We start from the raw sequence: 24,637 nt of genomic DNA on the forward strand, positions 1-24,637 counted from the left end.
TGTTTTTACAGGGCGTTTTTTTATGCCCCGCGTTTTTACAGTTTAGGCAGCAGGTACTTTTCAAATAGCCATTTCAGGCCGCACAGCGCAGCGGCAATGATGGCGGCAATAAGCAGGAAGTCTGCGCTGAGTACGCTTTGTTGCTGATGGGGCAGTTCCATATAGACATGTTCATTCGCGGGGCGGGCGTAGGTCATGGGGATGGCTGCTCTGGGCAGATCTGCTTGCAAGACGATGTAGCCGCCATCGTTGGCAGCCTGCAGCAAGAGCTTATCGACTAGGACGTTTTGTAGACCGGGCTCCTGGTCGTTTGCACATAGGCGTTGGGTGCCTTGGGTCCAGTTGTCATTGCCTTCAGGGCAGTAGGCGTTAATCGTGTGACCATTGCTGAACTCCACCGTCAGCCATCCCTCTGAACGCGAGCTGTCATCGCTGCGTACGGTTACGTTGGTCAGGCTGAGGGTGGTCATGTGCGGGGTTCCCTTGGGCAGTGCAAGCTCGTTCTTCAGTCTGCAGGAGGCAGGGAGTGAGTCTACTTTTGCGGTGTTTTATAGAAGGCTATTCTATAGAAGCAGGGATGGGAATACGATTTTTGTATAAGCAGACTTTCGTTTTTGTTAATAGCTTTTACGCTAAATCAATGCTTTTCCGACATAAAAAAACAGCCCTGTAAAACAGGGCTGTTCGATACCAGCAATCAGTCGGGTTTTTAGGGGCTAACTGATATTGGCTTTCCCTAAACTAACCGCTGTTTTAGCTTCAGAGGCCGGGTCGGTGTGATAACGGCGCAAGGGCTTGTTGGCGGTTTCTGGCATCAGTATCGTTACCCAGAAAAAGCACAGCACAGCGACTACGGTCACGTAGAAAGCGGGGGCCAGATAACTGCCGGTTTGTGTGGTCAGCCAGATAGCCAGATAAGGGGCAGTACCACCAAAAATTGCGAAGGTGATGTTGTAGCACATGCTCGATGCGGTATAGCGCATGTCGGTAGGGAACATCTCGGACAGCAGCGTTACCGCCACCACACTGGCTGCGACCTGGCCAATACCGATAATCAGCATCCCGAAAATGGCGGCTTCCAGAGAGGCCCCTTTGCTGACGATGATGTAGGCAGGAATGGTAAACAGAGCATGCCAGACAGCAGCAAACTGCATCATTCTACGGCGACCCACCTTGTCGGAAATAATGCCGGCAATCGGGGTTAGGGCAGTGACGAACAACAAGGCAACCATATTGGCTGTCAGGGACTGGACCGACGACAAGCCAATGACGGTACGCAGAAAGGTATTCATGTAGGTGGAGAAGATATAGAAGGACAGGGCGTACAGCACGATGAACCCGCCCAGCTTCACAATATTGGAGCCTTCTGCCCTGAATACCTGCGAGGCGCTATAGCTGATCTGGCCTTTCTTTTCGGCGCGCATTTGCTGGAACTCGGGAGATTCAGCCAAATGGTCACGGATAAAGAAAGCCACAATGCCCATGGGAACTGCCAGCAGGAAGATGGTGCGCCAGCCCCAGTCGCCCATGGCTTCAGCACCGATCAGCGCAGCCAAACCGGCACTGATCCCGGCGGCCAGCGCAAAGGCAAAGTAGGTCGCGCCGGACATGGCCCAAGCGTAGGAATTGCGCTTGTTCATGGGGCTGTGTTCAACGGTATAGATGGTGGCACCGGTATACTCGCCACCGGCCGACAGCCCCTGGATACAGCGGATGATAATCAGCAGAATCGGTGCCCAGATACCAATGCTGTGATAAGTGGGAATCAGACCAATGGCAGCCGTTGAGCCGGACATCAGCAAGACCGTCAGGGCCAGAATTTTCTTGCGGCCAATGCGATCCCCCAGCCGGCCAAAGTAAATGCCCCCCAAGGGCCGCACAATAAACGACACCAGGAACACGGCAAAGGTGGCCAGCAAGCCCGCCATCTTGTCTTCGGTCGGAAAGAAGTTCTGTGCAATATAGACGGCCATATAGCCGAATAAAGCAAAATCAAACCATTCAACGATTGTGCCAGCCGCTGAACCCATCATTACTTTTTTAATATGGCCTGTATCGGTATGCTCCGATTCGGCCATCGTGGTTTCCCTGTGCATACTTATGTCTCCTCAAGTATTGGGACTATCTGTTTTTTTCTGAAATCAAAGCCTGTGGGGCGCTCTGTTTTTATTATTTATAAGTGGGTATTAGTCTTGTTTTTAGTGATTCAAAAGTTGAATAGTGAATCAACTGGAATGGGCTGAATGTCTCCTTTTGCTCTGGATCTGCATCAAGTCTTGCTACCGGCATTAACAGGCTGGCCAGCGCGTGATTGATAAGCTAAACCTCTGTAAATTGCTTGTCCATTCACTATTCGCGCACTATTATTGATCGAAATGTTATCAATCGAAAAAATGAGCTGAGTCATGATCCCTGGACGTCTTGATTTGCATCACCTGCGTGCCTTTAAAACGGTGGCTGAACAATTGCATTTCAAGAAGGCGGCCGAGCTGCTGCACATCACGCAACCGGGGCTGACGCGTATCATCAAAAAGCTGGAAGAAGATTTGCAGGTAGACCTGTTTGAACGCAGCACGCGCCAGGTCAAGCTGACAGCGGCAGGCTTTTTACTATTACAAGAAATAGAGCAGGTCTTTGTACATCTGGAGCGCGGGATTGAGTTGGCTCAAAAGGCCAAGTTTGGCGACATTGGCCACTTGATCATTGCCTACAACGACTATGCTGTGCAGGACGTTCTGCCCCGAACGCTGGAGCACTTTAAGCAGCAATACTCGAACATCACTACTGATTTGTTATATATGCCCACCCAGCAGCAGATTCAGGGCTTGCAGCAAGGCAGCCTGGACCTGGGTTTCGGCTTTGCCTTTTCTGACGACCCCGAGGAGCTAGGGGTGCAGTGGAAGCCGGTGTGTCGGGACGACCCGATTGTGCTTTTGCAAAGTGATCATCCACTGGCAAAGGAAAAGTCGATTCCCTTGGTGGAGCTGGCCAATGAACGCTTTGTGGTGGGCAGCAAGACGCACTGGCAGGTATGGCGGCGCTATTTTTATTCGCTGTGCCGCCATGCGGGCTTTCATCCCAATTCGGTGCAGGAAGCCAGCACCATTACGGGGATTATGAGTATGGTCGCCGCTAATATTGGTATTGCCATCCTGTCCCAATCCCTGCGCAAGTATGTACACCGAGATCTGGTGGCGATAGATCTGGACTTGTCTGGCCAACATCCGCAGTCCTTTATCAACATCATGTGGCAGGAAAGTAATGCCAATCCCTGTGTGCCTTTGTTTATCCAGACCATGTCCTCCACGCTGATGACTCCGGCCTGAGTCACCTTGAGTATTTCTCATGGCTCCTTGATGAGCGGTCATGATTGAAGTGGGGCAGTTTTGCTACATTGCCATTTTTAAACATCGGTCTTGCTCATGAGTACCACTGAAATTCAATTTGGCTTTGATCACGTCATGCTGCGCGTTCTGGATCTGGAGCGATCCCTGGCGTTTTATCGGGATACGCTGGGCATGACGCTTGTGCGTCACACAGAGTATGAGTCCGGTCGATTCACCAATGTGTTTCTTAGCTTTAATGAAGCGACTCAATCCAGTCTGGAGCTGACCTGGAACTGGGACCAGAGCGAAGCTTATGAAAAGGGCGGTGCTTTTGGTCATTTGGCTTTGATGGTCAAGGACGTTCATCAGGCAGTGCGCTATCTTGAAGAGCGTGGTGTCAAGATCAAGACGCCCCCTAAACAGATGAATCATGGCAAACGCACTATTGCGTTTGTATTCGATCCGGACGAATACCTGATTGAACTGGTGGAGCCACTTTAAGGCGTGTTTAGCAGGTGTCTGCTTGATGCTGAGGATGGAAATAGTAGGGCCCGTGTTGTGCACGGGCCCTTTTAACGCTGCATGTAGATGGCAGAACAGGGCTAGCTTGTCAGCAAGCTTTGCCATGGAAATGACAGGCGCTATCTGCCTACATTCAGATAGATATCTTGTGATTCTGGGGGCTTACAGCCCCAGCGAACCCCACATATCGTCCACTTTTTTCTTGGTGGACTCATCCATCTTGATCGGTGTGCCCCATTCGCGCTGAGTTTCTCCGGGCCACTTATTGGTGGCATCCATACCCATCTTGCCGCCCAGACCAGACACGGGCGAGGCGAAGTCCAGATAGTCGATCGGTGTGTTTTCCACCAGAACGGTATCGCGCACCGGGTCCATACGGGTGGTCATGGCCCAGATCACTTCTTTCCAGTCGCGCGTGTTTACGTCCTCGTCCACCACCACGATGAACTTGGTATACATGAACTGGCGCAAAATACTCCAGACACCAAACATCACGCGTTTGGCGTGGCCTGCATATTGTTTGCGAATCGACACCACAGCCAGTCGATAGCTGCAGCCTTCAGGTGGCAGGTAAAAATCGATAATCTCGGGCAGCTGCTTGCGCAGCAAGGGCACAAACACTTCGTTCAGGGCCACGCCCAGCACGGCAGGCTCATCCGGCGGTTTGCCGGTGTAGGTGCTGTGATAAATCGGCTTGCGGCGCATGGTGATGCGCTCAACGGTAAAGACCGGGAACCAGTCCTGCTCGTTGTAATAGCCGGTGTGGTCGCCGTAGGGGCCTTCCAGTGCCATCTCGTAGCTGCTGTCGGCAGGCGGCTTCATGCCTTCAGGCACCTGGGGGGGCAGCGCATCCGGGTGATCGCTGGGCAGGATATGGCCTTCCAGCACAATCTCTGCCCAAGCGGGCACAGACAGATCGCTGCCCAAGGCCTTGGCCACTTCGGTGCGCGACCCGCGCAACAATCCGGCAAATTGATATTCGGACAGGCTGTCAGGAACAGGAGTGACCGCACCCAGAATCGTTGCCGGGTCGGTACCCAGGGCGACGGCAATCGGGAAGGGCGTGCCGGGGTTTGTCAGTGCATGATCACGAAAATCCAGGGCACCGCCACGGTGGGACAACCAGCGCATGATGAGCTTGTTACGGCCAATCAACTGCTGGCGGTAGATGCCCAGGTTTTGACGCTTGGCATGCGGGCCTTTGGTAATGACCAGACCCCAGGTCAGCAAGGGAGCCACGTCACCGGGCCAGCACAACTGCAGGGGGATCTGGTTCAGATCCACATCCTTGCCTTCCAGCACCACTTCCTGACATGCAGGGGAGCGTACATTCTTGGGGCTCATATCCCACAAGGCGGATTTGAGCATGGACACCTTGGACAAGGCATCACGCATTCCAGTGGGCGCTTGTGGCTCTTTCAGATTGGCCAGCAGTTCGCCGGTGTCGCGTAATGCCGACACATCCTGCGCACCCATGCCCCAGGCAACCCGTTGCGGAGTTCCAAACAGGTTGGCCAGGACGGGCATGGCGGCTTTGGAGCCTTGATGCTGGGCATTTTCAAACAAAAGCGCCGGTCCACCGGCACGCAACACCCGGTCACTGATTTCAGTCATTTCCAGCGAGGTGGAAACCGGCTGCGTAATCCGTTTCAGATCACCCTTGGCTTCAAGCTGGGCAATAAAGTCTCTTAAGTCACGGTATTTCACAGAAGAACGGGGCTCCGCTTACAGATAGTTAGGTGGTAAAGAACCTGCCCAAGATCTTTTTATGTCTTGCGGGAACCATGCAAAGACCTTGACCGGGTTCTAAGGTTAACATCGGGCAGTTAGCAATACTAAGGATGATCCCATGGGCTTCCAAGATATGGACTATGTGCTTAGTCGCTCGGCCCGCACCCTGACGTATCGCATCGGTGAGTTTGTGCACGTGTGTGCCATGTACCTGGGCATTGCCGTACTGGTGACGATTGCAGCCTGTGTGGTTGTGCCATCGATGCGCGCTCAGTTTAACCAGCTTTATACCGGTCTCGTGCAAACCTTGCGCCCCGAGGCGGTGAAATACGATGCATACAGCCAGGCGGTCTGGCCTGCGGATAAAACCCAGCCAGCCCTGTCAGAAGACGGTGAGGACTTGAACCAGACGGAACAGCAACAAGCGGTTTCTACGTATCAAGGCTTTATGAAGAACCTGCGTGCTTCGGTGACCGGGCAGCCCATCGCGGGCGTCACAGCGGCCCAGCAGCAGGCCTTGCGCAGCTATCTGGCTCGCAAGTACAAGATTGCCTATTCGGTGGCTGGAGCCTTGATCCACACCGCTTTTATTGTGGGCCGGGAAAAGAATCTGGACCCGCAGCTGATCCTGGCAGTGATTGCCATTGAGTCACGCTACAACCCCTATGCGGAAAGCCATGTGGGTGCGCAAGGCTTGATGCAGGTGATGACCAAAGTCCATAAAGAGAAATTCGATATCTATATGGAAGGCACGCTGGCGGTGCTTAGCCCCGAAGCCAATATTCGTGTGGGCGGGCAGATTTTGTCGGACTGTATCCGTCGCCGTGGCTCGATTGAGGGTGGTTTGGCCTGTTATGTGGGAGCCACTGGTCCCAGCGATGGCGGCTATGGAGCCAAGGTCTTGGCCGAGCGCAGACGGATTGCCTTGGCTTCAGGGATTCCAGTCCGGGCACGATAAGTTCAGTTCCCGGCTGAGCAGAAGCAGGGCTGGGCAGCCCGAGGCGCAGATCAGGCGTCGGGCTGCGTAGGCCTAAGAACTGACAAAGGGCTGTACTTAGCGGCCCAGAAATTGCCCCAGACGGCTGATCGCTTCTTGCAGGCGGTCCATACCGGTCGCATAGGATAGTCGCAAGGTGTGGGGGGCGTGGAAGGTGCCGAAGTCCCGACCCGGTACAGCGGCAACGCCCGCTTCGTGCAAAAGCTGCTGCGAGAAGGCATCGCTGTCGTGGCTGTACTCACGAATATCCGTGTAGATATAGAAGGCGCCATCTGGGCGGACAGGCACGCGCAGGCCCAGACGTTCCAGTTCGGGTAGCAGGTAATCCCGACGCTGTTTGAAGGCCAGGCGACGCTCTTCGTAAATTGCCATGGTTTCAGGCTCAAAGCAGGCCAGGGCGGCATGTTGAGCTAAAGACGGGGCGCAGATTGCCAGACTGGCGGCCATGCGCTCGCAGACTTCGGTCATCCACGTAGGCAGAATCAACCAGCCCAAGCGCCAGCCTGTCATGTGGAAGTACTTGGAAAAGCTATTGATAACAATAATGTCCTGATCCAAGGTCAAGGCACTAAGCGGTGCTTCTTCATAAAACAGGCCCAGATAAATCTCGTCCATGATGATGAAACCATCACGGGCACGCACTTCTTTGATCAGCTCTTGCAGGGCGGGACGGGAAATCGTCGCGCCAGTGGGGTTGTTGGGCGAGGCAATCAGGACACCACGAGTTTTTGGACCCCAGTGCTCGCGAATGTGCTGGGCACTGAGCTGAAAACGTTCCTCTGCCGTCGCCGGAATCAGGCGGGCGGTACCACCTGCGGCCATGATGAAGTTCTGATTGGCCGGATAGGACGGGTCGGGCATCAGCACTTCGTCGCCGGGGTTGATCAAGGCCAGGGTTGCCAATGACAAGGCACCCGAGGCACCCGCTGTCACCACAATACGTGATGGGTCGACGCGGGCCTGGAACTGCTGCTCGTAGTACAGGGCAATGCGCTCACGCAAGGCTGTCAGACCTGCCGGGGCGGTGTATTGGCCCAATCCTTGATTGCTGGCCAGATGCAGGGCGTCGACCACGGCTTGCGGGGCGGTGAAGTCCGGTTCGCCTATGCCCAGGCTGATAATGTCGCGGCCAGTGGCCTTGAGGGCATTGGCCTGTTTGAAGAGTTCAACAGCATGAAAAGGAAGAACGTGTTCGGTACGACTGGCGAGGCGGGACATACGGCAAATCTCGGGTAAAAAGTGTATTGTAGGACCTTGCTCAAAAGGGCGTCAGGTGGCTGTGGCATGCGCGTGTGCTCGATGGGGGCGCAAACCGGCGGGCCAGTTGGCCTTAAGTTTAGGTTTGTTGCAGGAAAAGTCTATGGTTTCTTCGTCGCGGCGTGCATTTTTGATGGGGCGTCGTCCTCCCCAGACGGTTTGGCAGACATTTTGTTCACGTTTGAAAGCCCGTGTTCAGGGCGAGTGGACGGAACTCAGTGCCGAACCGGATCACGAACAGGCTCGCTTGGAGCCGGCTTCCAGTGCGGACGTCCATATGGTACTGACGCTGGCCGGCGAGTACGGCGTGACGGTGTGCCTGGAAGGGGTGCCGCAGGCCAGTGAAACTGACGGCCCGCTGATTGTTCTAGCCCCTGGGCGTCAGATGGCCCGCTGTGATCGCCTGGAACCAAACTCCAATCGCTGGTTTGTTCAACCCGGCTGCTTGCTGGGGGAAATGGAAGCCAAAGGTTTTCAAGGCTTGGCTAACGCCCCTGCCGGGATGACCGTCGCCGCGTGGTTGGCCGACCGGCGTCAACACGACTGGCCCACCGGCCGTACCAATTTGTCGGGCGTGCTGCATTGCTCGGTAATTTTGGCCGACAACACCCAAGCTGCCTTGGGCCCCTTTGGGCAGGACAACCGTAATCCGCTTGATAGCCTGCGTATGCAGCAGCTGATTCCCGCCTTGTTTCAACTGATGGGCGAGTCCGAGACGCAAGCCTTGCGGCAAGCGTTGTGGCCGGGTCGATACCGTCTGGATGCGCTGGAGCCGGCAGAAGGCGAGGACATCAACTTGGCCCACTTGATGCTGGGTCATGGTGGGGATTTAGCCTGGGTGGAGTGGCTGGTGCTGGACGAGACTGTGCTGACTGGCTCAGACCCGGAAGGCTGGTCCTGGCCTAATCAGGAGCAGTCCTGGCAGGCGCAGGATGTCGACAGCCGTATCAAGGCTTTGTTTGATCCAGTCGACCGATTTTCCTATCCAGGCCAGACGCTGTAAGCCCACCCTGACCTGTGCTTGACCCCTGCTGTAACTCAAGGGCTAGAATGGTCTTTGCTTATTTTTTTGGTAGGGACACAGCATGGACGCCAATTTTCGGAAAGCAGCCCTGGAATATCACGAGCAGGGTAGGCCCGGAAAGTTATCGGTCACGCCGACCAAGCAACTATCAAACCAGCGGGATCTGGCACTGGCGTATTCGCCTGGGGTTGCGGCGGCGTGCGAGGAAATCGTCAATGATCCGCAAAATGTGTTCCGTTATACCGGCCGTGGCAATCTGGTTGGAGTGATCTCCAACGGTACCGCCGTGCTGGGTCTGGGCAATATTGGCCCTCTGGCCGCCAAGCCGGTGATGGAAGGCAAGGCCGTGCTGTTCAAGAGCTTTGCCGGTCTGGACGTCTTTGATATTGAAATCAATGAAACCGACCCCGACAAGTTGGTCGATATTATTGCGGGTCTGGAGCCAACCTTTGGCGGCATCAATCTGGAAGATATCAAAGCGCCCGAGTGCTTCGAGGTAGAGCGCAAGCTGCGTCAGCGCATGAGCATTCCCGTTTTTCACGATGATCAGCATGGCACGGCTATTTGCGTGACCGCGGCCTTTCTGAACGGCCTGAGCGTGGTGGAAAAAGACCTCAAGCAGGTCAAAGTAGTGACCTCGGGCGCAGGTGCTGCGGCCCTGGCCTGTCTGGATCTGATGATTGACATGGGCCTGCCGCTGGAAAATATCTGGGTTACGGATATTGATGGCGTGCTGTACGAAGGACGCCCCGGTAATCCGGTGCCTGAGCTGGCCCGTTTTGCCAAGCAAACCGACGCCCGCAGCTTGAATGAGGTGATTGATGGGGCCGATGTATTTCTGGGCCTGTCTGCGGGTGGCGTGCTCAAGCCGCAAATGCTGAAGAAAATGGCAGCCCGACCTTTGATCCTGGCCTTGGCCAATCCCAATCCCGAGATCCTGCCTGAAGACGCCCACGCGGTGCGTGACGATGTGGTTATGGCAACCGGCCGTTCGGACTACCCGAACCAGGTCAATAATGTGCTGTGCTTTCCGTACATCTTCCGTGGTGCCCTGGATGTAGGAGCGACGACCATCACGCGTGGCATGGAGAAAGCCGCTGTGCAGGCGATTTGCCAACTGGCTCGTGAAGAGCAGGACGAAGGCGTGGCAGCGGCCTATGGTCTGGAAGAAGTCTCTTTCGGCCCCTCCTTCTTTATTCCTCGTCCCTTTGACTCCCGTCTGATTGTGCGTATTGCACCCGCTGTGGCTAAGGCGGCCATGGAAGAGGGCGTGGCGACTCGTCCGATTGCGGACCTGAAGAGCTACATTTATCAGTTGCGCCAGTTCGTCTATAAATCCGGCTCTTTCATGAAGCCGATTTACTCGCTGGCCCGTGGCTTGGTGCAGGACGGTGCCAAATCGCGCGTGGTGTTCAGCGAAGGTGAAGACGAACGTGTGCTGCGCGCTGTGCAGATTATTGTGGACGAAGGGCTGGCGACTCCGATTCTGGTGGGCCGACCGGCAGTCTTGCAGCAGCGTATCGAGCGCTATGGTTTGCGCCTGCGTTTGGGTATTGATGTGGAAGTGACCAACCCTGAACAGGATGATCGCTTTCATCGCTACTGGACCAGTTACTGGGAAATCATGTCGCGTCGCGGGATCAGTAAAGAGATGGCGCGAGTGGAAATGCGCCGTCGTCCGACCTTGATCGGTGCCATGATGCTGCACCTGGGCGATGCTGACGGCATGATCTGCGGCACGGTGGGGCGTTACGAGAACCACTTGGAACTGGTGGATCAGGTCATTGGCAAGGCCCCTGGCGTTCAGACCTATGCTGCCATGAATATTTTGCTGCTTAGTGAGCGTACGGTGGCGCTGACGGATACGCATATTAACCACGATCCCAATTCGGATCAGGTGGCGGAAATTACTTTGGCGGCGGCGCGCAAGATGCGCCAGTTCAATATCGAGCCCAAGGTGGCTTTGCTATCCAGTTCCAACTTTGGGACCAATGACTCCCCGGCGGCGGTGACCATGCGCGGTGCGCTGGAGCGTGTACGCCAGTTGGACCCCAGTCTGGAAGTGGATGGCGAAATGCACGGTGACTGCGCGCTGGATGAAAAAGCACGTCATCAAATCCTGCCAACGTCAGCCCTGAGCGGCGAGGCCAATTTGCTGGTGTGCCCGAACGTGGAGGCCGGTAATATTGCCTACAACCTGCTCAAGACGGCGGCGGGCGGTAACGTTGCCATTGGCCCCTTCTTGTTGGGTGCGCGGGCACCGGTACACATCATGACGTCCACATCCTCGGTGCGACGTATCGTCAATATGACGGCGGTGACAGTCGTGGATGCCAACGTCGCTACTGAAGGCTAATACCCATCATGATTCAGCGCTCTCCCGCTCCTGTGGCTTTGATCTTGAATGGGGGCGGTGCGCGCGGCGCGTATCAGGCCGGAGTGCTGGCCGGTTTGCTGGAGTTGTTGGACCCTGATCGCAATCCCCAGTTCAGAAATCCCTTCGATATTATTTGTGGCTCTTCGGCCGGTTCAATTAATGCGGCTGGGTTGGCCTGCCGTGCCGATAAACCACATGAGGCTGTCGACCATATACAACAGCTGTGGGCGTCGTTGCATACCAACGATATTTTTCATGCTGATCCCTTGCAGTTGCTGGCCACCAGTGTGCACTGGGTAGCCACTTTGGCCCTGGGCTGGCTGTCCCCTCGCTTGCGCGACCATGTGCCGCACTCCATGCTGGACAATTCACCGTTGCGTGACCTGCTGGAAGAGAGTCTGGATTTTGATCGTTTGCAACGCAATCTGGCCCAGCAACATTTGGGGGCCCTGGCGATTACGGCGGCCGCTTATACCACCGGGGAACACCTGACCTTTTATCAGTCCGACGAGCGTATTCGGCCCTGGTCCCGCAATTTGCGTCGTGCCATCCCCGGTGTGATAGGGGTGGATCACCTGATGGCTTCCAGCGCCATTCCCTTCATGTTTCCGGCTCAGTCCCTGCAAGTGGGCAAGCAAACCCAATGGTGTGGAGACGGGACGATGCGCCAGTTGGCACCCATCAGTCCGGCCATTCATTTAGGGGCGCACAAGGTGCTGATCGTGGGGACAGGCTATGAGGACAATACCTACCACGAGCAAGAATCCAAGGATCCGCCATACCCCTCTTTGGCGCAGATCAGTGGCTATGCTTTATCCAACATATTCCTGGATAGTGTGTCAACGGATATTGAGCGTATGGAGCGCATCAATACATTGCTTGCCTATATGCCTGCAAATGTATTACAAAGCCAATCGCTGCGTCCTGTCAGCACGTTTGCCATCACTCCCAGCCGTTCGCTGGATGAAATTGCCACACGGCATATTCATCAGATGCCAACTGCTGCACGTACCCTATTTCGAGTACTTGGTGTATCTTCAAAGTCCGGTCCGACCACAGGCGGCGCATTAATTTCATACTTGTTATTCGAGTCCGGCTACACCCAAGAGCTGATCGAGTTAGGAAAGACCGATACCATGAGTCGTCGTGAAGAAGTGTTAGCGTTTTTTAAGGAAGCGTCCTGATGAGCCAATCCCTGACTTTGCAAGAAGCTTTGCAACAAGGCGGCGTGCTCGACGCAACGGGCCTGACGGCTGCTGATTTTCAGGAGCAGGCGCAGGACCAGGGGCTTACCGCCCTGGAAGTAAGTTGTGATCGTGCGCGCAATCGTTCTGCTGTGCTGCGAGCAGTCGCCAAGGCTGTTGATTATCCTGAGTTTTTTGGTGGCAATCTGGATTCACTCTACGATTGCCTGTGCGACACCGTGCTGGACCAGAAAGCAGGCCTGGCCCTGTGGCTGGACAATCTGCACAGTGGTGACCCAGCATTGGAAAAAGACGCCCAGGCTATTTTGGGTGTTTGTGAAGATGTTCATGCCTGGGCCTCGAATAACGAGCGCCGTTTTGTATGTGTCGTTCTGCACGCTGGCAAGCATCCTGATCCGGAACCCGGTTTGGACCCTGCTTCTTACTCCAGCTCGGACGAGGAATAAACCTTATTCCCAGCCTTGCAAGGCGCTGATCGCTGCTGTCAGCGCCAAGGCGGCGGTCTCTGTCCGCAACACGCGGTGCCCGAAACGAACCGCCTGCGCCTGGGCATCCAGTGCCACTTTCTGCTCTTCGGGCGACCAGCCACCCTCAGGACCAACCAAGATGCTCATGGCCTGATCCTGCGGGCCAAGGGCTTGTGCCAATCGCTTGGGTGCATCCGGGTCGCAAAATAAATGCAGGCCGGTTTGTGCTTCGCGAAAGTATTCGGCCAAGGTCTGTGGGGCGGCCAGTTCCATTAGACGGTTTCGACCACATTGCTCGCTGGCCGATTCAATAACTTTTTGCCAGTGAGCCATGCGCTTTGCTTGCCGCTCCGCACTCAGTTGCAGCACGCTGCGCTGGGCGCGAATCGGAACAAAGCGACTGACCCCCATTTCCACGGCCTTTTCAATAATCCAGTCCATCTTGTCGCTGGAGGCAATGCCCTGCAGCACGGTGATGCGGCCTGCCAGTTCACGCACTGGTGTCTGGGCGGCACCCAAATCGGCAAAGCCTTTCTTGCCGTCGATGCGCAAGGTGGCCGGGTACTCTGTGCCCAGTCCATCAAACAGCACCATGTCCTGTCCATCTTTCAGGCGCAGGACCCGGATGGCGTGATGGGCCAGAGCCTCGGGCAAGGCAATTTCAGTGTCGGCCGTCAGGGCCAAGGGGTGGTAGAAACGGGGAGCTGCCATATGAAGACACCATCAAGCATAAAAAACCGCACAAGCATACCGTACCCAGGCTTGGGGAAGAAAGCGCAAGCCCGCCGGTCAAGTCGGGCCGATTTAGCGCCAGCAATGCTAAAATAGCGCGTTTTATAAACTAATCAGGGCCGTGAGCCGTCCGCCAGTCGGAATTGTCGCGCCACCGCCCCAATGAGCATCTAATGGATATTGCGTCAGCCTCTGATAAAACCCTAGCCAATGCCATCCGTGCCTTGTCTATGGATGCCGTGCAACAAGCTAATTCGGGCCACCCCGGTGCGCCTATGGGCATGGCCGATATCGCCCAGGTTCTCTGGTCCCGGCACTTGAAACATAATCCGGCCGACCCGGCCTGGTTTGATCGCGACCGTTTTGTGTTGTCAAACGGCCACGGTTCCATGTTGATCTACGCTTTGTTGCACCTTAGCGGCTACGACCTGCCTATGGACGAGCTGCGCAACTTCCGTCAGATGCATTCGCGTACGCCGGGTCACCCTGAAGTGGGTATTACCTCGGGTGTGGAAACCACCACAGGTCCTTTGGGCCAAGGTCTGGGTAACGCAGTCGGTTTTGCAATGGCTGAAGCCTTGCTGGCCCGCGAATTCAACCGTGAAGGCCACGATGTAGTCGATCACCTGACTTGGGTGTTCGCCGGTGACGGCTGTCTGATGGAAGGCATCTCGCACGAGGTCTGCTCCCTGGCCGGTACCTGGAAGTTGTCCAAACTGGTCGTGCTGTACGACGACAACGGCATTTCCATCGACGGCAAGGTCGAGAACTGGTTCGGTGATGACACTCCCGCCCGCTTTGAAAGCTATGGCTGGAACGTGATTCGCGCAGTTGACGGTCACGATGCTGCTTCGATCGATAAGGCTATCGAACAAGCTCGCAGCAACGCCAAAGAAGGCACGGGCCCCACCCTGATTTGCTGCCGTACCGTCATCGGTAAGGGCGCACCTAACGCGGCGGGTTCCGAAAAAGTACACGGCGCCCCACTGGGAGCTGACGAAATCGCCGCTACCCGCGCCGAGCTGGACTGGAATCACGGTCCGTTTGAAATTCCTCAGGAAGTCTACCAAGGCTGGGATTGCCGCGAAAAAGGCGGTGTTCAGCAAGCAGAATGGCAAGAGCGTTTTGACGCATACCGCCAGGCTCACCCTGAATTGGCCGCTGAACTGGCCCGCCGTCTGAAAGGCGAGCTGCCCGCAGACTTCAGCGCCAAGGTTCAAGCCTTTATTGATGAAACTGCTCAGAAAGCAGAAACCATTGCTTCGCGTAAAGCCTCGCAACTGGCCATCAGCGCACTGGTTGAAGAATTGCCAGAAATGCTGGGCGGCTCGGCTGACCTGACCGGTTCCAACTTCACGGACTGGAAGGGCGCTCAAGCGGTTCGCGCTCAGGCCGATGGCCTGCATTTTGGTCGCCACATCAACTACGGCGTGCGTGAATTCGGTATGGCCGCCATCATGAATGGCCTGGCCTTGCATGGTGGTTACCTGCCTTTTGGTGGCACCTTCCTGACCTTCTCCGATTACTCGCGCAACGCCATCCGTATGGCTGCCTTGATGAAGCAGCGTGTTGTACACGTATTCACCCACGACTCCATTGGTCTGGGCGAAGACGGTCCTACACACCAGTCCATCGAGCACGCCAACAGCCTGCGTCTGATCCCCAATCTGCATGTCTGGCGTCCTTGCGACACCACAGAAACAGCTGTGGCCTGGGCTTGCTCGGTTGAGCGTCCCACCAGCATTGGCATGGATGTTCAGAACGGTGGTCCTAGTGCCTTGCTCTTGTCGCGCCAGAACCTACCGTTTGTCGAGCGTGATGCGCAGACCATCCAGAACATCCGCCGTGGTGGCTATGTGCTGCGCGACGCGCAAGATGCGCGCGCCATCATCATGGCGACCGGTTCGGAAATCGGTTTGGCTCTGCAAGCGCAAGAACAGCTGGCTCAACAAGGTATTGCGACCCGTGTGGTGTCCATGCCGTGTACCAATCTGTTCGACGCTCAGGACAAACAATGGCGTGATCAGGTTCTGACTCCCGGCCTCCCGCGTGTGGCGGTTGAAGCCGGTACGACAGGGCTGTGGTTCAAGTACGTGGGCCTGGAAGGCGCTGTAGTGGGCATTGATACCTACGGTGAATCCGCCCCGGCTGGTGTCCTGTTCAAGCATTTTGGTCTGACAGCAGAGAAGGTCGCTGCGGCCGTTCAAGAAATTTTGTAATTGGAGTCTGATATGACGATTCGCGTCGCAATCAATGGTTATGGCCGTATCGGCCGCATGATCTTGCGTGCCCACTACGAGTACGGCAAAAAACACGATATCGAGATCGTGGCGATCAACGCCTCGGGCGGTGCCGAGATCAACGAGCACCTGACTCGCTATGACTCCGTGCATGGCCGCTTTAACGCCGATGTGTCGCTGGATGGCGATTACATGGTGGTTAACGGTGACCGTATCCGCTTGCTGAGCCAGCGCGATGCGCTGACCCTGCCTTGGGCAGAGCTGGGTGTGGACGTTGTGCTGGAATGTACCGGCGCATTCACCACCAAAGAAAAGGCCGGTGAGCACATTCAAGCCGGTGCCAAGAAAGTCATCATCTCGGCCCCTGGCGGCAAAGATGTGGACGCCACCATCGTGTACGGTGTGAACCACGACATTCTGAAAAGCACCGACACCGTTATTTCCAACGCTTCGTGCACCACCAACTGCCTGGCCCCCCTGGTTGCTCCTTTGCACAAAGAGCTGGGCGTGCTCAGCGGTTTGATGACCACCATCCACGCTTACACCAATGACCAGGTCCTGACCGACGTGCGTCACAAAGACATGCGCCGTGCCCGTTCGGCTACCAGCAGCATGATCCCTACCAAGACCGGCGCTGCCGCTGCGGTCGGTTTGGTGTTGCCTGAACTGAATGGCAAGCTGGATGGTTACGCCGTGCGCGTGCCCACCATCAACGTGTCCATGGTTGACCTAACCTTCGTGGCCAGCCGCGACACCAGCGTTGAAGAAGTGAACAGCATTCTGAAGACAGCGTCGGAAGGTGCTCTGAAGGGCATTCTGGATTACTGCACCGAACCTCTGGTGTCCATCGACTTCAACCACACCACCGCGTCCAGCACGGTTGACTCCCTGCTGACCAAAGTTACCGGCGGCAATATGGTTAAAGTGGCTGCCTGGTACGACAACGAATGGGCCTTCTCCATTCGTATGCTCGACAGTACCATTGCACTGATGTCGGCCAAGTAAGATCTGAATAGCAGGGGCGGGATTTCCCGCCCCTGTCACGTTAATTCCCAGAACAAGAAATCATGTCTACAAGCATCAAGACCTTGTCTGCGCTGGCCGAAACGGACGCGCTGCGAGGCAAGCGGGTATTTATCCGCTCTGATCTGAATGTCCCCCTGCAAGACGGACGCATTACGGAAGACACGCGTGTGCGTGCTTCGGTGCCTGCCATCCGCATGGCGCTGGATGCCGGCGCTGCGGTAATGGTCACGTCTCACCTGGGTCGCCCCAAAGAAGGCGAGTGCCAGCCTGTGGATTCGCTGGAACCTGTGGTGCAACGTTTGTCCGAATTGCTGGGCATGCCGGTTGAGCTGCGTCGCAACTGGCTGGACGGCGTGCAAGTGTCGCCCGGTCAGGTCGTGTTGCTGGAGAACTGCCGCTGCAATGTGGGCGAGAAGAAGAACGATCCCGAATTGGCTCGCAAAATGGCGGCCTTGTGTGACGTTTACGTAAACGACGCCTTCGGTACGGCTCACCGTGCTGAAGCTACCACCGAAGGTATCGCCCGTTTTGCCCCAGTGGCGTGCGCCGGTCCTTTGCTGGAAGCCGAGTTGAAGGCTTTGGGCCGTGCCCTGAACCAGCCCGCTCGCCCTCTGGTGGCGATTGTGGGTGGCGCTAAGGTATCGACCAAACTGTCCATCCTGCGCGCTTTGGCTGAAAAGGTTGACCAACTGGTGGTCGGTGGCGGCATTGCCAACACCTTCATGCTGGCCAGCGGCCTGTCCGTGGGTAAATCCCTGGTGGAAGACAGCCAGCTGGAAGAGGCCCGTGAGGTTATCCGCATCATGAAAGAGCGCGGTGCTGAAGTCCCTATCCCTGTGGATGTGGTGTGCGCCAAGTCTTTTGCTATCGATGCCGCTGCTGAAACCAAAGCGGCCGATCAGGTGCAGGACGACGACCTGATTCTGGACGTAGGTCCACAAACAGCCCAACAGATTGCCGCCATTATTGCCAAGGCCGGCACCGTGGTCTGGAATGGCCCCCTGGGCGTATTTGAATTCCCCGCTTTCGCGCAAGGCACAGAAACCTTGTCGCGCGCGATTGCCGGCTCCAAAGCATTCTCGATTGCTGGTGGTGGCGACACCCTGGCGGCGATTGCCCAGTTCAATATTGGTGAGGATGTGGACTACATCTCCACCGGCGGCGGTGCATTCCTGGAGTTTCTGGAAGGCAAACGCTTGCCTGCGGTGGCTGCTTTGGAAGACAAGGCTTAACGCACTTGTATTACCTTGGCAGAAGATCTTAATAAAGAATTCTGCTGAAAGAAAAATCCAGCCCACTTAGGTGGGCTGGATTTTTTTTGGTCGCGGTTTAGCTGTATTACGGAACTAAAGACGAGATAGGTTCGAGTCACTCCGTTGGTATCGGGCAATAAGGGCGACGTTGGTTACGCCCCATCTTTAATCAACTGTGCATACCCCTGCAGTGCATCCGGCCAATCCAGCTGAAACCCGCTATCCAGCAATCGCTGATTGCTTAAGCGTTTGCCACCTTCGCTGGAAGAGCGTCGTTCGGGGTGGGCCACTTCCAGCAGATCGGCCAAGCCGTCATACAGCTCGGTAATCCGATACGGGCGGCTGTCCGTCCCGATATAGCAAGGAAAAGGCGCGGGAGCCCGTAGCAAGTGCCAGCAGGCGCGGGCGGCATCTTCAATATGCAGGCGGTTGGCCCAGTGATCCGGGTTGTCTGGAACCGTGGCGCGGCCTTCACGCAGACGATCCAGCAGTTGGGTGCGTCCAGGCCCGTACAGGCCGCTGGGGCGGATAACCACGGCTTGAGCAGGGATGCGGTGGTGGAGTAGTTGCTCGGCCTCTAGCAGCACCTGTCCATTGAATTGGGCGGGTTCTGTGGGGGAGTTCTCGTCTACCCATTCCGTTGTTGGGCCGTACACTGCGCTGGACGATACAAAGACAAAGCGTTTCAGGGCTTTCAGGTCCAGCTCGTTAAGCAGATTTTCCAGGCCATGCAAAAACACACGTTCGTAGGCGGCTTGGCTGCGTTGGTCGGGAGAGACGGCGTACAGTACGTGGGTGATCTTGCGGTGTTTCAGACGCAGGGAGGTGGGCTCGCTCAAGTCCGCTTCAACCCATTCAATTCCGCTTTGATCGTCCAAAGGTACGTGGCGGCGCAGTCCAATTACCGGCCATTCGTGACGTCGGGCCAGCAGACCGGTGCGAGTACCGAGATCGCCCGCGCCCGCTAGGAGCAAAGTACAGTTTTGAGAATCCACAGCAGCAGGTCCTTGAGTAGAATGATCTCGAGCAAAGCTCGATTGGCTGAGATAACAATAGCATTGGAGGCGGTCATGGAGTGTCGCAATTGGATTGACGGACAGCAGCTTGGCGCGGAGGGCGGTGGTTTGTTACCGGTTATCGACCCCTCTACAGGCGAAACCTTTGCCCGGCTGGCGCAATCGTCCGAGGTGGATATTGATTGGGCCGTCCAGGCCGCCCGGCGTGCCAGTCAGGGGCCGTGGAGCCGCCTGAGTGCGGCGCAGCGCAGTCAATTGCTGCTGCGTTGTGCCCGAACGCTTGCCGATGCTCGCGAGGAGCTGGCAAGGTTGGAATCGCGTGATACCGGCAAGCCCTTGCGTCAGGCCCAGTCCGATGCTGCCGCTATTGTCCGCTATTTCGAGTTCTATGCCGGTGCGGTGGACAAGCTACATGGTCAAACCATCCCGTTGGGTTGGGAGATGACGGCTTTTACCTTGCGTGAACCCTTGGGCGTCACAGCGCACATCATTCCCTGGAATTACCCCCTGCAGATCTTTGGCCGCAGCGTAGCGGCCTCGCTGGCTGCGGGCAATACTTGCGTGGTCAAACCAGCAGAAGATGCCAGCTTGTCCTTGCTGCGTGTGGCTGAGCTTTTGCACGAGGCCGGTCTGCCCGCCGGGGTGTTGAATATTTGCACTGGCTTGGGCAAGGAGGCTGGGCAAGCCTTGGCCGCACATACTGACATCAACCATATTTCTTTTACCGGCTCGCCGGACACTGGTCGTCAGGTGGCTTTGCAGGCGGCGCAGAATTTTGTGCCCGTCACCCTGGAACTGGGCGGTAAGTCCCCGCAGATCGTATTTTCGGATGCGGATCTGGATGCGGCTTTGCCGGTTGTCGTTAATGCGATCGTGCAAAATGCCGGGCAAACCTGCTCGGCGGGTAGCCGTGTGCTGATTCAGCGCGCTATTTATGGCGACTTTACCGAGCGTCTGGCTGAAGCCTTCAAAGCCCTGTTGACCGGGGCGGCTAGCGACAATCTGGATTGCGGCCCGCTGATCAGTGCGCAGCAACAGGCTCGTGTGCGCTCCTACCTGGAAAACCTGGATCAGGATGGCATTGTGGTACTGGCCAAGGGCAAGCTGGATTCCAAAGCCCCGGCAGGCGGTTTCTATCAAGTGCCTGTGTTGTTGGACCACGTGCCGGTGAACCACCGTTTGGCACAGGAGGAGATCTTTGGTCCTGTGCTGGTGGCTCAGCCTTTTGGCACGGAGCAGGAAGCGATCGACATGGCCAATGGCACACCCTATAGCCTGGTTGCCGGTGTCTGGACCCGTGATGGCGCCCGCCAGGTTCGCATGGCCAGACAGTTGCGGGCCGGTCAGGTGTTTGTGAATAACTATGGCGCAGCAGGCGGAGTGGAGCTGCCTTTTGGCGGAACCGGTCAATCTGGTATCGGGCGTGAAAAAGGTTTTGAGGCTCTATACGCCCTGACCAGTCTGAAAACGGTTGCCTTACGTCATGCTGCCAGCTAATCACCGGGGCATTTAGGGGTAAGCGCGGCTGTGGTGCCCGGCGTTTTCTGGCAGCATGGCTGCTGAACGCTAAATCGTATTTCTACATGGCGGCGTTGAGCCGCCATTTTTATATAAGAGCAGAAGGAGACAAGCATGCGATTGCAAGACAAAGTGGCTATCGTGACGGGCGGTGCCTCGGGTTTTGGCCTGGGCATTGCACAGCGCTTTGCACGCGAAGGAGCGCGTGTACTGATTGCGGACCTGAATGTAGAACAAGGGCAGGCCGCAGTTGCCCAGATTCAGGCACAAGGCGGTCAGGCCATTTTTGCCGCTTGCGATGTATCGCAAGGGGACGAAGTTCATGCCCTGTTGGATATTGCCCTGCGCGAATGTGGTGGGCTGCATATTGTGGTGAATAATGCGGGCACCACGCACCGCAACAAGCCTTTGCTAGAGGTCAGTGAAAGCGAGTTCGATCTGGTCTATGCCGTGAACGTGAAAAGCATTTACTGGAGCGCCAAGCATTTTGTGCCGTATTTGCGGGCTCAGGGTTCCGGTTCGTTTATCAATATCGCTTCGACCGCCGCGTTACGGCCGCGTCCAGGCCTAGTCTGGTATAACGGCACCAAAGGCGCCGTGGTGACGATCAGCAAGGGTATGGCGGCTGAGTTGGGGCCGGATAATATCCGCGTGAATTGCATTAACCCAGTGATTGGTGACACGGCTTTGCTGGAACAATTCATGGGTATGCCTGATACGCCGGAAAACCGTAGCCGCTTTTTGGCGGGGATTCCGTTGGGACGTTTTTGCACACCCAAGGACGTTGCGGCGGCGGCGCTGTATCTGGCCTCGGACGAAGCAGAGTTTGTAACCGGCACCTGCATCGAAGTTGACGGCGGCCGTTGTATTTAAGCCCCACTGCGATTCGTTACAATCGTGCTATTGGCAGGCCCGTTCAGGGCCTGTAATTTATTTCGCTTCCAAGGAAAAGCATGACATTCAATCGACAGTCGTCCCGCGAACATCCGGATCAATTGCGCATCGGCTTGGTGTCGGTTTCGGATCGCGCCTCCAGTGGACAGTACCAGGATCAAGGTATACCAGCGCTACGCCGCTGGTTGGACTGCGCTTTGACGGTCGCCCCGGCCTATCTGGAGCGCTTGATTCCTGACGAGCGTGCCCAGATTACCGGCGCCCTGGTCGACTTGGTCGAGGCGGGTTGCGACCTGATTTTGACTACTGGCGGCACCGGTCCGGCTCGCCGTGATGTGACACCCGAGGCCACTCTGGACGCTGCAACGCGCGAAATGCCCGGATTCGGTGAACAGATGCGCCAAATCAGTTTAAAATTCGTACCAACAGCGATTTTGTCGCGGCAAGTTGCGGTCATCCGAGAGATTCAGGACCACGCTGCTCTGATTATCAATCTGCCTGGGCAGCCCAAAGCCATTCAGGAAACACTGGAAGGATTACGGGATTCAGAAACCGGACACGTATTGGTTCCCGGTATTTTTGCAGCCGTTCCTTATTGCATCGACCTGATCGGCGGACCCTACGCACAAACTCACGAGCAGGTGGTGCACGCTTTTCGTCCCAAGTCGGCGCGTCGGCCTGCTCCTTGACATGCTCAACACACAATCGGCGGGGCATCAACCATGCCTCGTCAAGTTTTTCAATTATTTTAGTCTTCAGGAGGTCTTCTCATGGCCCTAGTTTCCATGCGCCAGCTGCTCGATCACGCGGCCGAGCAAGGTTATGGTATTCCAGCGTTCAACGTCAATAATCTGGAGCAGGTCCAGGCCATTATGGAAGCCGCCTCGGAGACGGACAGTCCCGTCATCATGCAGGCGTCGGCCGGTGCCCGTAAATACGCCGGTGGCCATTTTCTGCGTCACCTGATTGAAGCGGCGGTTGAGTCCTATCCCAACATCCCCGTGGTAATGCACCAGGATCATGGCCAGTCCCCCGAGATTTGCAAAGGCGCTATCGACCTGGGCTTCTCCAGTGTGATGATGGACGGCTCCTTGCTGCCTGACGGCAAAACCATTGCCGACTTTGAGTACAACGTGGAAGTGACCCGTAAAGTGGTCGACATGGCTCACAAGCTGGGCGTGACCGTTGAAGGCGAGCTGGGTTGCCTGGGTTCTTTGGAAACCATGCAAGGCGACAAAGAAGACGGCCACGGTGCGGACGGCGTGCTGACCCTGGACCAGTTGTTGACCGACCCCGAGCAAGCCGCTGAATTTGTGACCCGCACTCAACTGGATGCGCTGGCAATTGCTATCGGTACCAGCCACGGCGCGTACAAATTCACCCGCAAGCCTACAGGCGATATTCTGTCCATCGAACGTGTGAAAGAAATTCACCATCGTTTGCCTAACACCCACTTGGTCATGCACGGCAGCTCCAGCGTACCTCAGGAATTGCTGGCAGAAATCCGCCAGTTCGGTGGCGACATGAAAGAAACCTACGGCGTGCCCGTGGAAGAAATTCAGGAAGCCATCAAGTACGGTGTGCGCAAAATCAATATCGACACCGATATCCGTTTGGCCATGACCGCCGCTATCCGTCGCTTCCTGTTTGAAAACCCAGAGAAGTTCGACCCACGCGAATACCTGAAACCTGCTCGTGAAGCCGCCAAGAAAGTCTGCGTGGCCCGCTACCAGGAATTTGGCGCTGCCGGTCAAGCCTCCAAGATCAAGGCTATTCCTTTGCAGGAAATCGCCCGCCAGTACAGCACCGGCGAGCTGTCCCAGATCGTTCAGTAATTGTCAGGCGGAGCAGGCGCTGGCAGTACCACTGCCTGTTCCGGTTCCGCGTCTTTGCCCGGTGTCGTGGACGCCGGGACTGTCGTCCCGCCTGCCTATCATTCAGCGGGATGTTTTCGTTTTAAGGATGAAATCGTGCAAGAGCCCTTACATCAATCCAGCCTGAGCTCCTTGCCGCTACTCGCACGCGGCAAAGTTCGGGACATGTATGCGGTGGGTGAGGATAAGTTGTTGATCGTAGCCAGTGATCGTATTTCGGCATTCGATGTGATTCTGGACGACCCTATTCCCGGCAAGGGCGCTGTCTTGACTCAGATGACCGAGTTCTGGCTGAACAAGCTGGCACACATCATCCCTAATCACACTACGGGCGTGAACCCCGTGGATGTTGTGGCTCCTGAAGAGCGCGCGCAAGTAGAAGGCCGCTCCATGGTGGTCAAACGCTTGAAGCCCATCATGGTGGAAGCGGTAGCCCGTGGTTACTTGATCGGTTCGGGCTGGAAAGACTATCAGGCGACCGGTGCCGTTTGCGGTATCACCTTGCCGGCAGGTTTGCAGCAAGCGGCCAAGCTGCCGCACGTGCTGTTTACGCCAGCAGCCAAAGCTGAAATGGGTTCGCACGACGAGAACGTGGATTTTGCACATGTGGTCAAAGAAGTCGGTCAGGATCTGGCTGAACAGATCCGTGATGTGACTTTGCGTCTGTACACCGAAGCGGCGGAGTACGCTGCCAGCCGTGGCATTCTGATTGCCGACACCAAGTTTGAGTTTGGCCTGGACGATCAAGGCCAACTGCATTTGATGGACGAAGTGCTGACCCCGGATTCTTCGCGTTTCTGGCCAGCCGACAGCTATGCCGAAGGCATCAGCCCACCGTCTTACGATAAGCAGTTTGTGCGTGATTGGCTGGAAACCCAGGTCTGGGACAAAACGCCGCCCGCACCGCGTTTGCCTGCTGAAGTGGCCGAGCGTACTGCTGATAAATACCGCGAAGCCCTGGAGCGCCTGACGGCGTGAATGGTCTGCAGCCCGGACAGGCCCTCGCCGTAAACGAGCGGTCTAGTCGTCATAAGCAGCGTGGTGCACGGCTGTATGTCGTTGGACGACTTTGCGACAACGAGCCGGGCTTTTGGGGAGGGCGATGGGCAGCGCAAAGTCTGCCCCGCCTGAAAACCCATCGTTGGATGGCCCCTGCAGTTTTTCTATTTACCAAGGCG

21 protein-coding genes are annotated in these 24,637 nt (G+C 56.3%); 15 read left to right on the forward strand and 6 right to left on the reverse strand.

The features are described from left to right. Positions 1–35: 35 nt before the first annotated feature. Both IE156_RS07170 and IE156_RS07175 read right to left on the reverse strand, forming a co-directional pair. On the reverse strand, positions 36–470 hold the full coding sequence (locus IE156_RS07170; protein ID WP_189391844.1) for a hypothetical protein: 435 nt from the start codon (positions 468–470) through the stop codon (positions 36–38). A 246-nt stretch (positions 471–716) separates the two neighbouring features. Then, complete coding sequence (locus tag IE156_RS07175; protein WP_189391845.1) at positions 717–2,096, reverse strand: MFS transporter; 1,380 nt, start codon at positions 2,094–2,096, stop codon at positions 717–719. A gap of 309 nt (positions 2,097–2,405) precedes the next feature. Here IE156_RS07175 and IE156_RS07180 point away from each other — a divergent pair, with 309 nt between their 5' ends. Together IE156_RS07180 and gloA are read left to right on the forward strand one after the other, a co-directional pair. Then, a complete protein-coding gene (locus IE156_RS07180; RefSeq protein ID WP_229841085.1) occupies positions 2,406–3,326 on the forward strand; it encodes a LysR family transcriptional regulator in 921 nt (306 codons plus the stop codon). A gap of 96 nt (positions 3,327–3,422) precedes the next feature. Further along, positions 3,423–3,827, forward strand: a complete 405-nt coding sequence (gene gloA, locus IE156_RS07185; RefSeq protein ID WP_189391846.1) for a lactoylglutathione lyase — start codon at positions 3,423–3,425, stop codon at positions 3,825–3,827. A gap of 183 nt (positions 3,828–4,010) precedes the next feature. Here gloA and IE156_RS07190 read toward each other — a convergent pair whose 3' ends face one another. Further along, complete coding sequence (locus IE156_RS07190; protein WP_189391847.1) at positions 4,011–5,555, reverse strand: UbiD family decarboxylase; 1,545 nt, start codon at positions 5,553–5,555, stop codon at positions 4,011–4,013. Positions 5,556–5,697: 142 nt separating this feature from the next. Here IE156_RS07190 and IE156_RS07195 point away from each other — a divergent pair, with 142 nt between their 5' ends. Next, a complete protein-coding gene (locus tag IE156_RS07195) occupies positions 5,698–6,537 on the forward strand; it encodes a lytic transglycosylase domain-containing protein (RefSeq protein ID WP_189391848.1) in 840 nt (279 codons plus the stop codon). A 96-nt stretch (positions 6,538–6,633) separates the two neighbouring features. Here the strand turns inward: IE156_RS07195 and IE156_RS07200 are convergent, their stop codons facing one another. Continuing rightward, on the reverse strand, positions 6,634–7,794 hold the full coding sequence (locus tag IE156_RS07200) for a pyridoxal phosphate-dependent aminotransferase (protein ID WP_189391849.1): 1,161 nt from the start codon (positions 7,792–7,794) through the stop codon (positions 6,634–6,636). 142 nt (positions 7,795–7,936) lie between these two features. On the opposite strand from IE156_RS07200, the gene IE156_RS07205 reads away from it, so the two are divergent. From IE156_RS07205 to IE156_RS07220, 4 genes are all read left to right on the forward strand, one after another. Next, positions 7,937–8,836 carry a hypothetical protein gene (locus tag IE156_RS07205; protein WP_189391850.1) on the forward strand — a complete coding sequence of 300 codons (900 nt, stop codon included), beginning with the start codon at positions 7,937–7,939 and terminating at the stop codon, positions 8,834–8,836. 82 nt (positions 8,837–8,918) lie between these two features. Next, positions 8,919–11,213, forward strand: coding sequence for an NADP-dependent malic enzyme (locus IE156_RS07210; protein WP_189391851.1), 2,295 nt, complete (start codon positions 8,919–8,921; stop codon positions 11,211–11,213). A gap of 8 nt (positions 11,214–11,221) precedes the next feature. Beyond that, positions 11,222–12,418, forward strand: a complete 1,197-nt coding sequence (locus IE156_RS07215) for a patatin-like phospholipase family protein (protein ID WP_189391852.1) — start codon at positions 11,222–11,224, stop codon at positions 12,416–12,418. Continuing rightward, positions 12,418–12,885, forward strand: coding sequence for a barstar family protein (locus IE156_RS07220; protein WP_189391853.1), 468 nt, complete (start codon positions 12,418–12,420; stop codon positions 12,883–12,885). The genes IE156_RS07215 and IE156_RS07220 overlap by 1 nt, the downstream gene beginning before the upstream one ends. Before the next feature lie 3 nt (positions 12,886–12,888). Here the strand turns inward: IE156_RS07220 and IE156_RS07225 are convergent, their stop codons facing one another. After that, positions 12,889–13,617, reverse strand: coding sequence for a 16S rRNA (uracil(1498)-N(3))-methyltransferase (locus IE156_RS07225; RefSeq protein WP_189391854.1), 729 nt, complete (start codon positions 13,615–13,617; stop codon positions 12,889–12,891). A 194-nt stretch (positions 13,618–13,811) separates the two neighbouring features. On the opposite strand from IE156_RS07225, the gene tkt reads away from it, so the two are divergent. From tkt to IE156_RS07240, 3 genes are all read left to right on the forward strand, one after another. After that, entirely contained in the window at positions 13,812–15,857 is a 2,046-nt protein-coding gene (tkt, locus tag IE156_RS07230) for a transketolase (RefSeq protein ID WP_189391855.1), read from the forward strand. 12 nt (positions 15,858–15,869) lie between these two features. After that, on the forward strand, positions 15,870–16,883 hold the full coding sequence (gap, locus tag IE156_RS07235; protein ID WP_189391856.1) for a type I glyceraldehyde-3-phosphate dehydrogenase: 1,014 nt from the start codon (positions 15,870–15,872) through the stop codon (positions 16,881–16,883). Positions 16,884–16,945: 62 nt separating this feature from the next. Then, on the forward strand, positions 16,946–18,136 hold the full coding sequence (locus tag IE156_RS07240) for a phosphoglycerate kinase (protein WP_308430470.1): 1,191 nt from the start codon (positions 16,946–16,948) through the stop codon (positions 18,134–18,136). Positions 18,137–18,309: 173 nt separating this feature from the next. Here IE156_RS07240 and IE156_RS07245 read toward each other — a convergent pair whose 3' ends face one another. Then, on the reverse strand, positions 18,310–19,152 hold the full coding sequence (locus IE156_RS07245; protein ID WP_189391857.1) for an NAD-dependent epimerase/dehydratase family protein: 843 nt from the start codon (positions 19,150–19,152) through the stop codon (positions 18,310–18,312). A 75-nt stretch (positions 19,153–19,227) separates the two neighbouring features. On the opposite strand from IE156_RS07245, the gene IE156_RS07250 reads away from it, so the two are divergent. The 5 genes from IE156_RS07250 to IE156_RS07270 all read left to right on the forward strand — a co-directional run bounded on the left by IE156_RS07250 (position 19,228) and on the right by IE156_RS07270 (position 24,437). After that, positions 19,228–20,670, forward strand: coding sequence for an aldehyde dehydrogenase family protein (locus tag IE156_RS07250; RefSeq protein WP_189391858.1), 1,443 nt, complete (start codon positions 19,228–19,230; stop codon positions 20,668–20,670). Positions 20,671–20,805: 135 nt separating this feature from the next. Then, the gene (locus tag IE156_RS07255; RefSeq protein WP_189391859.1) at positions 20,806–21,564 is read left to right on the forward strand and encodes an SDR family oxidoreductase; all 759 of its coding nucleotides are present in this window, start codon (positions 20,806–20,808) and stop codon (positions 21,562–21,564) included. An 80-nt stretch (positions 21,565–21,644) separates the two neighbouring features. After that, on the forward strand, positions 21,645–22,274 hold the full coding sequence (mog, locus tag IE156_RS07260) for a molybdopterin adenylyltransferase (protein ID WP_189391860.1): 630 nt from the start codon (positions 21,645–21,647) through the stop codon (positions 22,272–22,274). Between the two features lie 81 nt (positions 22,275–22,355). Then, on the forward strand, positions 22,356–23,420 hold the full coding sequence (gene fba / locus IE156_RS07265; RefSeq protein WP_189391861.1) for a class II fructose-bisphosphate aldolase: 1,065 nt from the start codon (positions 22,356–22,358) through the stop codon (positions 23,418–23,420). 135 nt (positions 23,421–23,555) lie between these two features. Then, positions 23,556–24,437: a phosphoribosylaminoimidazolesuccinocarboxamide synthase gene (locus IE156_RS07270; RefSeq protein WP_189391862.1), complete on the forward strand. Its 882-nt coding sequence runs from the start codon at positions 23,556–23,558 to the stop codon at positions 24,435–24,437. Positions 24,438–24,637 lie beyond the last annotated feature (200 nt).

Origin of the sequence: Alcaligenes pakistanensis, assembly GCF_014652815.1 — a bacterium.
Classification (GTDB): domain Bacteria; phylum Pseudomonadota; class Gammaproteobacteria; order Burkholderiales; family Burkholderiaceae_B; genus Alcaligenes; species Alcaligenes pakistanensis.